Raw genomic sequence first — 13,972 nt, 5'->3', positions numbered from 1 at the left:
GGCACTCAGCCGAGCTTGCGCGCCGCGGTGGCGACCTCCTGCAGCTCCTCTGCCTCTTCGTCGAGCGAGATCACGCCGTAGTCCCACCCCTTGCGGCGGTAGACGACGCTCGGACGCTGGGTCTCCTGATCGACGAACAGGTAGAAGTCGTGGCCGACGAGCTCCATGTAGTAGAGCGCGTCGTCGACGGTCATGGGAATGGACGCGAAGACCTTCTTGCGGATGACGACGGGGCAGTACTCCTCCTCCGTCTCCGCGGTCTCCGCCACCTCATCGGATGCGGCCGGCGCAGCGCCGGTGCGGACCTGGTCGAGCACCGCGACCGGAGCCGCTGCCAGCCCGACCGCGCTGAAGCCGTCGGTGCTGGCCTCGCGCAGCGAGGTCGGGCGGTGCTGGCCGCGGTGGACCTTGCGGCGATCCTTCGCCCGGCGCACGCGCTCAAGGAGCTTGCCGAGTGCGATGTCGAAGGCCGCGTATTTGTCCTGGCCCGTGGCCTCGGATCTCACCACCGCCCTGGGCCCGACGAGAGTGAGCTCGACGCGGTCGTCGCCGCTCGGATTGCCCAGCTTCTCGTTGTGACGACTCACTTTGATCTCGAACGAGATGGCCCGTTCGGCCAGGTGTGCGACCTTCTCCGATTTCTCGGTGGCGTACTCCCGGAAACGATCAGTGATGCCCAGGTTGCGTCCGATGATGTTGATGTCCATGGAGACCTCCCTGATCCGGCGTGACGTCCGCCCGGTTCACGAAGGGCGGATCGCTCGCGCCTTTTCGACTACCGTAGTGCGCCCGCTCCGGAAGCGAAACCGTCGAACCTGACGCATTTCCGGTGCGTGCGCTGGACGCTCGCTGAGGATCGCCACCGACGCGGAGCGGCGTCCGCGCGATCGCGACCGCGCCGGTCACCCGTCCGCCCGCCGCCCGTATGGCACGAGCCGCTTCGGCGATGGTCGCGCCGGACGTGACGATGTCGTCGACGATCAGGCAGTCCCGCCCGGCCAGCCGGGGAGAAGCCCGCATGCTCCCTGCGCGGTTGTCCGATCGGTCCGCCGCGGTCAGCCCGGCCTGGTCGGCCGTCTGCCGTGCGAGGCGCAGCGCGCCCCAGAGCGGAGGCACCAGCATGTGCGCCCGCGCCAGCACCGACCGGGGCGGATGGTAACCGCGGCCGCGCCACGCCGCCCGGGTGGACGGGATCAGGACCGGAAGCAGGGCGGTGCCGTCGTTGCTGCGGACGGACGTCCGCTGCGCCTCGGCGATCGCGTCGCGGAGCACCCGGGCGAGCGCCCGAGCCAGGTCGACCCGCCCCTTGTCCTTGTAGGCGAGCAGCACGCGACGGGCCACGCCTTCGTATGGGAGCGCCGACCAGACCGGGACGTCGCCGACCCTGTCGAGCCGCAGCGCGGGACGCAGGGCCGCGGTGCAGTCGTCGCACAGCGTGCGGTCGGACGCGCCGCAGCCGGCGCAGTGGACGGGCAGCACGATCGCCGCCGCGTCGAGGAGGGATTCACGGACCAGGGTGATGGTTGTCATGCGTCCAGCCTCGCGGGCGGCGCACGGCTGCGAGCAGGATCTCGCGGATCGGTGCAGAACCCGCCGAGGACAGGCGCTGTGGAGAACTCAGGGCTGCCCCTGCTGCACCGCCACCGCGCCCACCTTGTCGAGCTGCGCCTGCCACCCCGTGCCCGTCGGCGCCAGCAGCGTGCCGTCGGCGCTGAGTACCACGTAGGGGGCGAGTCCGGCGGCGCCGACGATGGTCCGGCCGCCGGTCGGCCCGGAGGTCGTCGTCTGCGAGCCACCGACCGTCTGCTGGGCGATGCTGGTCGCCTCGCCGCTCGTCGTGCTGAGCACCGCGATGGTGAGGTCGCTCGTCCACGCCGCCGATTGCGCACCCGCCGACGGCACGGCGAGCTCGACCGGTTCGGTGAGGCCGTTCGGCGCTCCGTTCGACGCGCGGACGATGCCGGACGCCATCAGCGCATAGCCGGTCGGAGTACGCAGCAGCGCCGCCAGGCGGGTGCCGTCCCGCGACACCGCGAGGGAGAGGATTCCGGTCGCATCCGGCCAGTTCGCGACCAAGCCGTGCGCATCGGCGCCATTGCCAGCCGTCACCTGGATGGCGCCGGGCGACCCGCCGGGGACCGACCAGACCCAGCCGTCCGCGTCCAAGGACGGACCGATGAGCCCGGGGCGCCCGTCCACGCGCACCGGATCGCCGTTCTTGCGCACGGAGTAGACGCCCGCCTGCGAGAGCACCGCTGCCTGATCGCGCGACGCGCTGAGGGTGACGGCCGTCGGGCGCAATGCCGCGACCTTGTCGCTCAGCCCGCTCAGCCCTGTCACCGTGTCGCCGTTCACCGGCCCGAACACGTCGCCCCGGTAGACGTAGGCGCGCGAGTCGACGGACGGGTTCCGGACGGGCGCCGCATCCGTGCTCAGCGACGGCACCTGTTGCACGTTCCCCTCGATCGACAGCTGCACGCTCTGCGCGAGGCTGCCGAGGGACTGCTCCAGCTGGTACTGCATCCGCTGCAACTGCGCCGAGTCCGCCTGCCCCGCCTCCGAGCTGAGGTCGACCCGGGCGACCCCGCCCTCCGTCGTGACGGACGGCACGGCCAGCTGCGTCCCCTTCGGGAACGACGTGACGACCGCACCGTTCAGCCAGGGCGCGGGGCCGGCGAGCACCGAGCTGGCGACCCGCGTCGCGGCGGAGGCGACGCGGGCCGGGAACCAGCGTGCGTCCGGCACCAGGTAGGTGTAGCCGGGACTGTAGAAGTACAGGTTCTGCTGCGCGTACACCGCGCGGAACGTCGGGTCGTCGATGACGACGCCGTTGGGCGCGACGGAGATCCGCCACTCCCCGTTCTCCCGCACCAGCTGGTAGTTCAGCCCGACCGGGGCGGTGCTGGCCACGGGATGGTAGGAGCCGACGCTGTCGACGTTGGCGACCGGGGTGACGTCGAGCCGCCACAGCGTGCCCTGGTCGTCGTAGGTGCGGTTGCGGCCGTCGTCGACGGTCACCGACTCGTCGGGGTTCCAGCTGGCCGCCATCGCGGTCGTCAGGTACTCGCGGGCGATCTTGAAGTTGTTCTTGGGGCTGGATGCGGCGTCGATGAAGCCCTGCACGATCCGCTGCTGCGACGCGCCCTTCTCGGGCGGCGACGGGTTGAAGTCGAGGTCGAGCGGGTCGTTCACCTGGGCGACCGGGGCTCCCTGACGTACGGGGCCGGAGTCCGGGATGCTCGCGCAGGCGGCGAGCGCCAGCATGGTCACCGCGAGGACGGCGGCGAGCGCCGCGCGGACGCCGGGGGGACGACGGCGGGTCATGCGCGGGCCTCGCTCCCGGTTCCGACGGCGCCGGGCAGCGCCTCCGGACCCGATTCGGCCGGCAGAGCCGACCCGGCGTCCACCGGGGGCAGCGGTAGGGGCGACGCGGTGATCTCCCGTCCGGTCACCCGCGGCAGCGTCAGCCGGAAGCACGAGCCCTGCCCGGGAGCCGACCACACCTGCAGCCAGCCGGAGTGCAGGGTCGCGTCCTCGAGCGAGATCGCGAGGCCCAGACCGGTGCCGCCCAGCGTGCGCTTGCGGGACGGGTCGGCGCGCCAGAAGCGGTCGAAGACGTGCGCCATGTCCTGCGGGTTCATGCCAATCCCGTAGTCGCGCACGGTCAGTGCCACCGCGGTCTCGTTGCTGTCCACCGTGACGACGACCGGGCGCCCCTCGCCGTGCTCGATCGCGTTCCCGATGAGGTTGCGGACGACGCGGCGGATGCGGCGCGGGTCCATCGGCACGTCGAAGTAGCCCCCGGGCGCGTCGAGGGTGAGCTCGGAGCCGTTCTGCTCGGACAGCGTCCGCAGCTCGTCGACGCAGTCCTCGGCGAGCCGCACCAGGTTGGTGGGCTCGGCGTCCAGGACCACGGATCCGGCGTCGTACCGGCTGATCTCGAGCAGGTCGGAGAGCAGTCGGTCGAACCGCTCGATCTGCGTGTGCAGCAGTTCGGCGGTGCGGGCGGTCGCCGGAGCGAAGCCCTCCCGCTGGTCGTAGATCACGTCGCCGGCCAGCCGGATGGTGGTGAGCGGCGTCCGGAGCTCGTGCGACACGTCCGACACGAACCGCTGCTGCAGCTGCGACAGCGTCGCCAGCTGGTTGATCTGGCTCTGGAGGCTGTCGGCCATGCCGTTGAAGGAACGGGCGAGGGAGGCGAACACATCCTCGCCCTTCTCCGGGATGCGCACCGCGAGGTCGCCCGCGGCGAGCCGTTCACTGGTGCGGGCGGCGACGCGGATCGGCTCCACGACGAAGCGCACGATCACCCAGGTGATCGCGCCGATGAGGAGGATGAGCGCGAGCCCGGCGAGCAGCAGGGTGTTCTGCACGAAGAGCAGCGTGTTCTCGGAGTCGCGCAGGTTGTAGCCGATGTACAGCTCGTACTTGCCGTACGAGGGCAGCGTCAGCTGTGAGCCGACGACGATGCCCGGGTCGGTGTCGCCGCCGACGGCCGGAAGGGCGACGGACTGGTAGAACTGCTTGGTCCCGCCGTTCTGCACCTTCTCGCGCAGCTCGGGCGAGATCACCGAGTTCATCGCGGGGCTGCCGCGGTCGGGCGGGGCGAGTACGCCCGTGTCCTGGCCGGGGACCCGGTACGCGGCGACCAGGCGGCTGGACGTCGACGCCTGGACGCTCTGCAGCACCGTGTTGAGCAGGTTCTTGCCGGCGTCGCCGGTGGAGACGTCGGAGGCGTTCAGGGTCGACTGCGCGGTCGTCGTGGCGCGGCTCGAGTCGCGCAGCGCCTGGTCCAGCCGCGACTGGTAGAGGTCGTTGCTGATGCTGAGCGCCATATAGACGCCGGTGACGAGGATGGCGACGCCGGTGAGGAGGAGGGTGATGGCGACGGTCCGCAGCTGCAGCGAGCTGCGCCACAGGCGCGCCAGACGGGACGGCGCCTGCCGCCACATCTCCCGCGTCGGCCACCAGCGCATCCCGGCCTCCGACCGCTAGGCGGCCGCGCCGGCGCGGTAGCCGACCCCGCGCACGGTCATGACGATCTTCGGGTTGTCCGGATCCTGCTCCACCTTGGCGCGCAGGCGCTGCACGTGGACGTTGACGAGCCGGGTGTCGGCCTTGTAGTGGTAGCCCCAGACCTGCTCCAGCAGCATCTCGCGGGTGAACACCTGCTGCGGCTTGGACGCGAGCGCGAGCAGCAGGTCGAACTCCAGCGGGGTGAGGGCGATGCGCGTGTCGCCGCGGCGGACCTCGTGGCCCGCGACGTCGACGACGAGGTCGCCGACGGTCAGCTCGTCGGCGGGAGGCGCGGCCGGGCCGGGACGGAGGCGGGTGCGGATGCGCGCCACAAGCTCCTTGGGATTGAACGGCTTGACCATGTAGTCGTCGGCGCCGGACTCGAGGCCCTTCACCACGTCGGCCGTATCGGACTTGGCGGTCAGCATGATGATCGGGGTGCCGGACTCCGCGCGGATGCGGCCGCACACCTCGATGCCGTCCATGCCGGGCAGCATCAGGTCGAGCAGGACGAGATCCGGCTTCGCCGACCGGAAGGTGTCCACTGCGAGCGACCCGTCTTCGCAGAAGACGGGGTCGAAGCCCTCGGTGCGCAGAACGATGCCGATCATCTCCGCAAGCGCGGTGTCGTCGTCGACCACCAGGATGCGACTAGTCATGTGGGACGTTCCCCGAACCCTCCTCGAGCGGCCGGAGCCGCGGACAACATGACCAGCGTAATGGAGCAGTCCTGATACCGGCTTGAATGAATGCATCACGTGCCCTGTGGATGGGACATCGCTCGCGAGGCCGATGTGCCAGCATGGGACCAACGCACGACGCGCGGGGACGGAAGGGCACGGCGTGACCGACGAACAGAACTGGCAGGCGCCGGGTGCCGGGCAGCCGCAGCAGCCGTACGGGCAGCAGCCCCAGTACGGGCAGCAGCCCCAGTACGGGCAGCAGCCCCAGTACGGGCAGCAGCCGCAGTACGGGGCGTACCCCGGGTACGGCCAGCCCGGCCCGCAGCCGGGGTGGACGCCCCCGCCGAAGCCGGGGCTCATCCCGTTACGCCCGCTCACGCTGGGTCCGCTGCTCGCGGCGCCGTTCCAGGCGCTGCGGCGGAACCCGCGCATCACCGTGGGCGCCGCCCTCCTGCTGCAGGGCATCCCGTCGATCGTGGTCAGCATCCTCATCGCCGGCGGCGTCGCCCTGCTCGCCGGGCGCATCGCGAACGGCGACGTCGCGGATCAGCCGACACTGCAGGCCGGGGCCGTCGGCGGCATCATCGTGCTCGGCGTGCTCTCGCTGCTCATCACGACCGTCTTCAGCGCTCTGCTGCAGGGTGTCATCGTCGGGGAGGTGGCGCGCGAGACCCTGGGCGAGAAGCTGACGTTCGGTTCCCTGTGGCGTCTGGTGCGGGGCCGCGTCGGCGCGCTGATCGGCTGGACGCTTCTGCTCGGGCTGGCCTGGATCGTCGCCGTCGCACTGGTCACGACCGTGGTCGTCGTCCTGGCGATGCTCGGCGGCACGGCCGGCGTGATCGGCGCCGTCGCGGCCGGGATCGTCGGCGGCTTCGGTCTGGCCGCCCTCGCCATCTGGGTCAACACGAGGGTCGCCATGGTTCCCTCCGCCATCGTGCTCGAGCGACTGTCGCTCACGGCTGCGGTGGCGCGGTCGTGGCGGCTCACGAACGGCTACTTCTGGCGGACCTTCGGCATCATCGCGCTGGTCTGGCTGATCGTCTATGCGATCACCCAGACCATCAGCATCCCGTTCGGCCTCGTCGGCGGCTTCCTCGGCGGAGTGCTCGCGCCGACCCAGGCGAGTTCCGCCGACCCGATGACCCAGCTGCTGGTCACCCAGCTGAGCGTCAACGTGCTGGCGAGCATCGTGACATCGATCGTCGGAGCCATCGGCAGCGTCATCCAGAACGCCACGGTCGCCCTGCTCTACCTCGACCTGCGGATGCGCAAGGAAGGTCTCGACCTCGACCTCGTGCGGTTCGTCGAAGCCCGCCAGACCGGGCAGGAGCTGCCCGACCCGTACCTGCCGCCGGCCGAGCGCGCACAGCCACCGGCCGCGGCTCCCGGGTGGCCGGCCGGCTGACCGTGTTCCACGTCGACATCCCGGTGGACCCGAGCTCGCCGGAGGCGCAGCAGTGGCTGCGCGACGAGCTCGCGCGCCCGCAGTACCAGGCGGCCAAGCCGACCTGGTTCGACCTCGCGTCGAAGGCCGTCCAGGACTGGCTCGCCTCGCTGTTCCAGGGCCCAGGGGCGAACGCGGGACCGGTGCTGCTGCTCGTCGTGGTGCTGATCGTCGCCGGACTCATCGCGGTCGCGTTCTTCGTGTTCGGGCGTCCTCGGGTCAATCGCCGGTCGGCGCTGGAACGGCGGTCGCTGTTCGGCGACGACGACTCCCGCAGCGCCGCGGACCTACGCGCGGCGGGCGAACGCGCGGCCCGCTCGGGCGACTGGGTGGCCGCCGTGGAGGAGCAGTTCCGCGCGATCGCGGTGTCGCTCGACGAGCGCACGCTCGTGCGGGTCACCCCCGGCACGACGGCGACCGAGTTCGCCCAGCGCGCCGCCGGGGTCGCTCCGGACGAGCGCGAAGCGCTGCGGGCCGCGGCGCGCGCCTTCGACGATGTGCGCTACCTCGACCGGCCGGGTACCGAAGCCGCGTACCAGCAGCTGGTCGCCCTGGATCAGCGTCTGCAGCGGGTGCGCATCCCCGCCACGGCGGTGACGTCGTGACGGCGCCCGCACCCGTGCGCGAACCGGACGTGGCCGCGTCCGCCCCCGCCGTCTCCCCCACGGTGCGCCAGACGGCGCGGCGGGCCGTACCGTGGATCGTGCTGGCGGCCATGGCGGTCCTCATCGCCCTGTTCGGCCTCCTGCTGACCGACGGTCGTTCCGGCGAAGGCGCACCGGTCGATCCTGCGAACGCCGCTCCGGCCGGAGCGGAGGCGGTCGCCCAGGTGTTGAAGGATCAGGGCGTGACGGTCCGCCCGGTCACCACCCTCGCCGACGCGACGCGGGCGGCCGCGGACGACGCGACGGTGCTCGTCTACGACCCGCAGGGCAACCTCTCCGCCGACGGCTATCGGTCGCTCGCGGGCGATGGACGCACCATCGTCCTCATCGAGCCCGGATTCGCCGCTCTGCGGACGGTCGCGCCCGATGTCACAGCGGCCGGGGCACCGCGCGGCGCCGTCAGCGCGGGTTGCGTCGTCCGCGCTGCCGAGCGGGCGGAACGCATCGACCCGCGCAGCACTCCCAACACCGAGGAGCACATCCACCCCGGCACGTTCCGGGTCGAGGGCGACGGCGTCGCATGTTTCGCGGATGCGGACGGGCGGACGACGCTCGTGCGCACCACGTTCGACGACTCGACCCTGTACCTGCTCGGCTCCGCCGCCGTGCTCACCAACGACGGCGTCGAGCGCGAGGGGAACGCGGCGCTGGCGCTGAATCTGCTCGGTGATCACCGCACCCTGGTCTGGTACCTGCCGTCGATCGACGACCGGCCGGTCACCGGACCACCGGACATCGCGGCGCTGACCCCGGGCTGGGTCACGCCGGTGATGCTGCTGCTGGTGGTCGTCTTCATCGCCGCGGCGATCTGGCGGGGGCGTCGGTTCGGGCCCCTCGTCGTCGAGAACCTTCCGGTCGTCGTCCGCGCCGGAGAGACCCGTGAGGGACGGGCGCGGCTGTACCAGCGTTCCTCCGCCCGCCTGCGCGCGGCCGACGCGCTGCGGGTGGGGACGGTCGGACGCCTCTCCACCATGGTCGGGCTGCCCGCCACCGCGACCGCCCTCGAGGTCGCCGACGCCGTGGCGGCGCTGCTCCGCGCAGACCGGATGCGCGTTCGCGACGTCCTCGTCGACCGCGTCCCCGCCACCGACCGCGACCTGCTGCGGCTCTCCGACGACCTCGCGGAGCTCGAACGCGTCGCCGCGGACGCCGTCTCGCCGAGCACCCCACCGCCGACCTCCCCGCCCGACTCGGGCCCGACCGGAAGAATGAGCGAATGACCGACGTCACTACGGGGGCAGCGTCCCCCGCTCCCTCCCCCGGCGCCTCCGCCGATGCCGCGCAGCTGCGCTCCGCCCTCGCCGGCGTGCGCACCGAGGTCGGCAAGGCGGTCGTCGGCCAGGACGGCGCGGTCACCGGGCTCATCATCGCGCTGCTCGCGCGGGGTCACGTCCTGCTCGAGGGCGTGCCGGGAGTGGCGAAGACGCTGCTCGTGCGGTCGCTCAGCCACGCGCTCAGCCTCGACACCAAGCGCGTGCAGTTCACGCCCGACCTGATGCCGGGCGACGTGACCGGATCCCTCGTGTACGACGCGCAGACCGGCGGCTTCGTGTTCCGTGAAGGACCGGTGTTCACGAACATCCTGCTCGCGGATGAGATCAACCGGACCCCGCCCAAGACGCAGTCGGCGCTGCTCGAGGCGATGGAGGAGCGCCAGGTGAGCGTGGACGGCGTGAGCCGCCGCCTCCCGGACCCGTTCATCGTCGCGGCGACCCAGAACCCCATCGAGTACGAGGGCACCTACGCGCTGCCCGAGGCCCAGCTGGACCGTTTCCTGCTCAAGCTCACGCTCGACGTGCCGGAGCGCGACACCGAGGTGGAGGTGCTGCGCCGGCACGCGGCCGGGTTCAACCCGCGCGACCTGGCGGCCGCCGGCGTGACCCCGGTCCTGGGCGCCGCGGAGCTCGCCGCCGCACGGGCGTCGGCGGCGGCGGTCGGCGCGAACGCGGACGTGCTGGCCTACATCGTGGACCTCGCCCGGGCCACCCGGCGCAGCCCGTCCGTCAAGCTCGGCGTGAGCCCGCGCGGGACGACCGCCCTGCTCGCGGCGGCCAAGGCCTGGGCGTGGCTGTCCGGCTACGACTCGATCACGCCCGACCACGTGCAGGCGATGCTGCTGCCGGTCTGGCGCCACCGCATCCAGTTGCGGCCGGAGGCCGAGCTGGAGGGCGTGGGCGCCGATGCGATCCTGCAGTCGATCGTCCAGCAGGTCCAGGTCCCGATCTAGGCGCGCGACGTGACCGTATCCGGACGCTTCGTCGCCCTGCTCGCGCTGGGCGTCGTCCCCGTCGTGCTGCTCGGTCTGGGCGGCGGTGGTGACGCGACGGCGTACCTCGCACTGGGCGGGTGGCTCGTGCTGTGCGTGGTGCTGGGGGCGATCGACCTCGCGGCGGCCGCCTCGCCGCGCGCGGTCCGGCTAGAGCGCACGCTTCCGGCGCGCGTGCGTCTCGGCGCAGAGGCGGAGTCCGAGCTGCTGGTGACGAACACCGGCCGGCGGATGCTGCGCGGCACCGTGCGCGACGCCTGGGAGCCGTCCGCGGGCGCCGCGCCGACGCGCACGCGGGTGTCGATCCCGGCCGGTGAGCGGCGTCGCGTCGTCGCGTCGCTGCGCCCGTGGCGCCGCGGCGAGCGCCGGGTCGCGACCGTCACCGTGCGGTCCTGGGGGCCGCTGCACCTGTGGGCGCGGCAGGCGACGCTGGAGGCACCCGGCCGCATCCGCGTGCTGCCACCGTTCACCTCGCGGAAGCACCTGCCGTCGCGGCTCGCGCGCCTCCGCGAGCTGGAGGGGAGCACCACCGTGCTGCTCCGGGGACAGGGCACCGAGTTCGACTCGCTGCGCGAATACGTGCGCGGCGACGACGTGCGCTCGATCGACTGGCGGGCGACCGCCCGACGGCACGACCCGACCGGCGGACGCGGTGCCCGCGTGATGGTCCGCACCTGGCGTCCCGAGCGCGACCGGCGTGTCGTGATCGTGATCGACACGGCGCGCACCTCCGCCGCGCGCGTGGCCGACGAACCCCGGATCGACACGGCGTTCGAGTCGTCCCTGCTGCTCGCGGCCCTCGCGACGCGCGCAGGCGATCGGGTCGATCTGATCGCCTACGACCGGGTCGTGCGCGGCCGGGTGCAGGGCGCCTCCGGTCCGGAGCTCCTGTCGCGGATGGTGGACGCGATGGCCGGGATCGAGCCATCCCTCATCGAGATGGACTGGTCGGCGATCCCATCCCAGGTGGCGCAGGTCACGTCCCAGCGTTCGCTGGTCGTGCTGCTCACATCCATCGAGTCGCCGGGCGCCTCGCGCGGGCTGCTCTCCGCGCTGCCGCAGCTCACGGCCAAGCATCTCGTCGTGGTGGCGAGCGTGACGGATCCGGACACGCTTGCGGCCGCCCAGGAGCGGCCGAACCGGGACGCGGTCTACCGTGCGGCGGCAGCCGAGCGTTCGCTGCTCGACGTCAGCCGCGTCGCGGCGGCGGTGCGCCGGCTCGGCGGCGATGTGGTGACCGGCGCGCCCGCAGACCTGCCACCCGCGCTCGCGGACCGGTATCTCGCGCTCAAGGCCGCCGGGCGCCTCTGAAGAGCAGCGCGGAGGACGCCGCCTCACCCGGCGACGATGCGCCGCGTCCCCGCCTCGTACTCCGTCAGGTCGCCCGTCTCGCCCGCACGCACCGCTCGGCGACCGAGCACCAGCATGTAGGCCAGGAAAGCGGCCAACGCGAGTGCGCCGATCCCAATCTTCGCCCAGACCGGCAGGCCGGACGGCGTCACGAAGCCCTCGATGAGGCCGGAGACGAACAAGGAGATGGCGCAGCCGACGGCGACCGTGAAGAGCGCGCGGCCGTCTTCCGCGAGCGCCTGGCCGCGCGTGCGCGCCCCGGGGGCGATCCACGCCCAGAAGATCCGGAGGCCGGCGGCCGCGGCGACGAAGACGCTCGTCAGCTCCAGCAGGCCGTGCGGGACGATGTACGAGAACAGCACGTCGCCGCGGCCATAGGCGAACATCACGCCCGCCGCCGTGCCGACGCCGACCGCGTTCTGGATGAGCACGTACGGCACGTAGACGCCGGTGATGCCGAACGCGATGCACTGCGCGGCGATCCAGGCGTTGTTCGTCCACACCTGGCCGGCGAAGGAGGCGGCGGGGTTGTTCGAGTAGTAGTCGATGAAGTCGTGCTCGACGTACCGGCGCAGGTTCGCGTCGTCGCCCAGGTTGCGGAGGACGTCCGGGTTGCCCGTGATCCACAGCGCGTACAGCGTCGCGATCACCGCCGTGGCGAGGGCGACCGCCAGCACGATCCAACGCAGGCGGTAGAGCGCGGCGGGCAGCTGCAGCACGAAGAAGCGCGGCAGCTGTGCGAACAGGTTGGCTCCGGCACCGGTGAAGCGGAGCCGGGCGTTCGACAGCGCGAGGGAGAGCCGGTCGCCGGCGGCCGTCGCACCCGCACTGGTCTGAATGGCCGACAGATCGGCCGCTCCCGACTGGTAGAGGTCGATCAGCCGGTCCGCCTCGGCCCCGTCGAGACGTCGCTTCGCGGCCAGCCGGGAGAGCTCCTCCCAGTCGGCGCTGCGCGCGGCGGTGTAGGCGTCGAGGTCCATCTGCTTAGATGATATCTATGATGCAGGCGGGGCCGGGGAGCGCGTCGCAGGACGACCGCGAGCTGGTCACCGGCGAGGCCGTCGCGCTCGACGTGAAGCCCGCCAGCTACATCCTCCGGGCGGCCGGCTGCATCATCGACTGGGTCGTGTACATGCTCGTCATGTTCGGCTGCATCCTGCTGCTGGCTGCCACGGGCGGCGGGCTGGATCAAGCGCTCGCACGGGCGCTGGTGGTGCTGATCCTGGTGTTCGGGATGGTGGTGCTGCCGACGACGGTCGAACTCGCCTCCCGAGGGCGGTCGCTCGGCAAGCTCGCCGTGGGTGCGCGCATCGTGCGCGACGACGGCGGCGCCATCGGGTTCCGCCACTCGTTCATCCGCGCCCTCGTCGGCGTGCTCGAGATCTTCATGACGATCGGCGCGATCGCTGCGCTGACCGGCCTGCTCAACACCCGGTCCAAGCGGCTCGGCGACCTGCTCGCGGGCACGTACAGCCAACTCGTGCGCGTCCCGAAACCCACACCGCTGCCGCTCTACCTCGCGCCGCACCTGACGACGTGGGCGGCGACCGCGGACGTCGCCCGCCTCCCGGACCGGCTCTCGCGCCGCATCGCCCAGTTCATCCGGCAGGCGCCGGACCTGACGGCCGCCGCGCGCCTGGGACTGAGCAGCGAGCTGGCCCGCGAGGCGGCGCCCTACGTCTCCCCCGTGCCGCCGGTCGACGCCGAGACGTTCCTCGTCGCCGTCGCGGTGCTGCGGCGCGAGCGGGACGCCCGCGGGCTGGCGCTCGAGCAGCAACGGCTGGAGCGACTGGAGCCGGTGCTCCGCGCGCTGCCGCACGGCTTCCCCGAGCGCTGAGCCGCCCGCCGACCGCCCGAACGAAGGAGCACCATGACCGCACGCCGCATCGTCGACCTCAGCCACCCGATCCGGGCCGGTCTGGTGACGTATCCCGGGCTCCCCACCCCGGTGATCACGCCGCACCTGACCCGGGAGGCGTCGCGCGGCGTCTACGCGCCGGGCACCGAGTTCGCGATGGACGTCATCACGATGATCGGCAACACGGGCACCTACCTCGACAGCCCGTTCCACCGCTACGCGGACGGGCGCGACCTCTCCGGGCTCGACCTGGCGACGCTGGTCGGCTTGCCGGTCCGCGTGGTCGACTGGAGCGACGGCGTGCGGGATGCGCGCGGCGTCCCCGCCTCAGCCGTCGCCGGTGTCGGCGACCCCGGCGGCGCGGTCCTGCTGCGCACGGGATGGGATGCGCACTTCGGCACCCCGGAGTACGCCGGCGGTGCGCCGTTCCTCACCGAGGAGGGCGCGAAGGCCTTGGTGGACGCGGGCGTCGCCCTGGTCGGAATCGACTCGCTCAACATCGACGACACCGAAGGCGGCGGCAGCCGCCCGGCGCACAGCATCCTGCTCGCCGCCGGCATACACGTCGTCGAGCACCTGACCCGGCTCGACCAGCTGCCGGAGCGCGGAGCGCGCTTCACCGCCGCTCCCCCGGCGATCGAGGGCTTCGGCACGTTCCCGGTGCGCGCGTTCGCGGAGCTGCCCGACTGA

13 protein-coding genes are annotated in these 13,972 nt (G+C 72.3%); 7 read left to right on the top strand and 6 right to left on the bottom strand.

Annotated features, from left to right (window positions below):
- Nucleotides 1-5: 5 nt before the first annotated feature.
- From raiA to mtrA, 5 genes are all read right to left on the bottom strand, one after another.
- Nucleotides 6-707, bottom strand: coding sequence for a ribosome-associated translation inhibitor RaiA (raiA, locus tag AB0P25_RS12515; RefSeq protein ID WP_363807724.1), 702 nt, complete (start codon nucleotides 705-707; stop codon nucleotides 6-8).
- Complete coding sequence (locus AB0P25_RS12510; protein ID WP_363807723.1) at nucleotides 667-1,530, bottom strand: phosphoribosyltransferase family protein; 864 nt, start codon at nucleotides 1,528-1,530, stop codon at nucleotides 667-669. The genes raiA and AB0P25_RS12510 overlap by 41 nt, the downstream gene beginning before the upstream one ends.
- A gap of 87 nt (nucleotides 1,531-1,617) precedes the next feature.
- Nucleotides 1,618-3,324 carry an LpqB family beta-propeller domain-containing protein gene (locus AB0P25_RS12505; protein WP_363807722.1) on the bottom strand — a complete coding sequence of 569 codons (1,707 nt, stop codon included), beginning with the start codon at nucleotides 3,322-3,324 and terminating at the stop codon, nucleotides 1,618-1,620.
- Complete coding sequence (mtrB, locus tag AB0P25_RS12500) at nucleotides 3,321-4,976, bottom strand: MtrAB system histidine kinase MtrB (RefSeq protein WP_363807720.1); 1,656 nt, start codon at nucleotides 4,974-4,976, stop codon at nucleotides 3,321-3,323. Before mtrB ends, AB0P25_RS12505 begins: the two co-directional genes overlap by 4 nt.
- Before the next feature lie 15 nt (nucleotides 4,977-4,991).
- Nucleotides 4,992-5,675: an MtrAB system response regulator MtrA gene (gene mtrA, locus AB0P25_RS12495; RefSeq protein WP_363807719.1), complete on the bottom strand. Its 684-nt coding sequence runs from the start codon at nucleotides 5,673-5,675 to the stop codon at nucleotides 4,992-4,994.
- Between the two features lie 184 nt (nucleotides 5,676-5,859).
- On the opposite strand from mtrA, the gene AB0P25_RS12490 reads away from it, so the two are divergent.
- The 5 genes from AB0P25_RS12490 to AB0P25_RS12470 are packed head-to-tail and all read left to right on the top strand — an operon-like array spanning nucleotide 5,860 to nucleotide 11,385.
- Nucleotides 5,860-7,104, top strand: a complete 1,245-nt coding sequence (locus tag AB0P25_RS12490; protein ID WP_363807718.1) for a hypothetical protein — start codon at nucleotides 5,860-5,862, stop codon at nucleotides 7,102-7,104.
- Entirely contained in the window at nucleotides 7,089-7,748 is a 660-nt protein-coding gene (locus tag AB0P25_RS12485; RefSeq protein WP_363807717.1) for a DUF4129 domain-containing protein, read from the top strand. The genes AB0P25_RS12490 and AB0P25_RS12485 overlap by 16 nt, the downstream gene beginning before the upstream one ends.
- Nucleotides 7,745-9,028: a DUF4350 domain-containing protein gene (locus AB0P25_RS12480; RefSeq protein ID WP_363807716.1), complete on the top strand. Its 1,284-nt coding sequence runs from the start codon at nucleotides 7,745-7,747 to the stop codon at nucleotides 9,026-9,028. Before AB0P25_RS12485 ends, AB0P25_RS12480 begins: the two co-directional genes overlap by 4 nt.
- Nucleotides 9,025-10,035: a MoxR family ATPase gene (locus tag AB0P25_RS12475; protein ID WP_363807715.1), complete on the top strand. Its 1,011-nt coding sequence runs from the start codon at nucleotides 9,025-9,027 to the stop codon at nucleotides 10,033-10,035. The genes AB0P25_RS12480 and AB0P25_RS12475 overlap by 4 nt, the downstream gene beginning before the upstream one ends.
- A gap of 9 nt (nucleotides 10,036-10,044) precedes the next feature.
- Entirely contained in the window at nucleotides 10,045-11,385 is a 1,341-nt protein-coding gene (locus tag AB0P25_RS12470; protein ID WP_363807713.1) for a DUF58 domain-containing protein, read from the top strand.
- A gap of 23 nt (nucleotides 11,386-11,408) precedes the next feature.
- Here AB0P25_RS12470 and AB0P25_RS12465 read toward each other — a convergent pair whose 3' ends face one another.
- Nucleotides 11,409-12,404 carry a stage II sporulation protein M gene (locus AB0P25_RS12465; RefSeq protein ID WP_363807711.1) on the bottom strand — a complete coding sequence of 332 codons (996 nt, stop codon included), beginning with the start codon at nucleotides 12,402-12,404 and terminating at the stop codon, nucleotides 11,409-11,411.
- Nucleotides 12,405-12,421: 17 nt separating this feature from the next.
- Here AB0P25_RS12465 and AB0P25_RS12460 point away from each other — a divergent pair, with 17 nt between their 5' ends.
- Nucleotides 12,422-13,261, top strand: coding sequence for an RDD family protein (locus tag AB0P25_RS12460; protein ID WP_363807710.1), 840 nt, complete (start codon nucleotides 12,422-12,424; stop codon nucleotides 13,259-13,261).
- Between the two features lie 33 nt (nucleotides 13,262-13,294).
- Nucleotides 13,295-13,972, top strand: coding sequence for a cyclase family protein (locus AB0P25_RS12455; protein WP_363807708.1), 678 nt, complete (start codon nucleotides 13,295-13,297; stop codon nucleotides 13,970-13,972).

The sequence above is a fragment of the Leifsonia sp. NPDC077715 genome (assembly GCF_040686855.1).
Taxonomy (GTDB): Bacteria; Actinomycetota; Actinomycetes; order Actinomycetales; family Microbacteriaceae; genus Leifsonia.
Note: the sequence above shows the minus strand (reverse complement) of the source record. Positions and strands in the feature narration are given on the sequence as shown.

Bases quoted from the DNA above. Each gene is read 5' to 3' on its own strand.
- AB0P25_RS12455 (WP_363807708.1), top strand. From the start codon at position 13,295: ATGACCGCACGCCGCATCGTCGACCTCAGCCACCCGATCCGGGCCGGT.
- AB0P25_RS12510 (WP_363807723.1), bottom strand. From the start codon at position 1,530: ATGACAACCATCACCCTGGTCCGTGAATCCCTCCTCGACGCGGCGGCG.
- mtrA (WP_363807719.1), bottom strand. From the start codon at position 5,675: ATGACTAGTCGCATCCTGGTGGTCGACGACGACACCGCGCTTGCGGAG.
- mtrB (WP_363807720.1), bottom strand. From the start codon at position 4,976: ATGCGCTGGTGGCCGACGCGGGAGATGTGGCGGCAGGCGCCGTCCCGT.
- AB0P25_RS12505 (WP_363807722.1), bottom strand. From the start codon at position 3,324: ATGACCCGCCGTCGTCCCCCCGGCGTCCGCGCGGCGCTCGCCGCCGTC.
- AB0P25_RS12475 (WP_363807715.1), top strand. From the start codon at position 9,025: ATGACCGACGTCACTACGGGGGCAGCGTCCCCCGCTCCCTCCCCCGGC.
- AB0P25_RS12460 (WP_363807710.1), top strand. From the start codon at position 12,422: ATGATGCAGGCGGGGCCGGGGAGCGCGTCGCAGGACGACCGCGAGCTG.
- raiA (WP_363807724.1), bottom strand. From the start codon at position 707: ATGGACATCAACATCATCGGACGCAACCTGGGCATCACTGATCGTTTC.
- AB0P25_RS12465 (WP_363807711.1), bottom strand. From the start codon at position 12,404: ATGGACCTCGACGCCTACACCGCCGCGCGCAGCGCCGACTGGGAGGAG.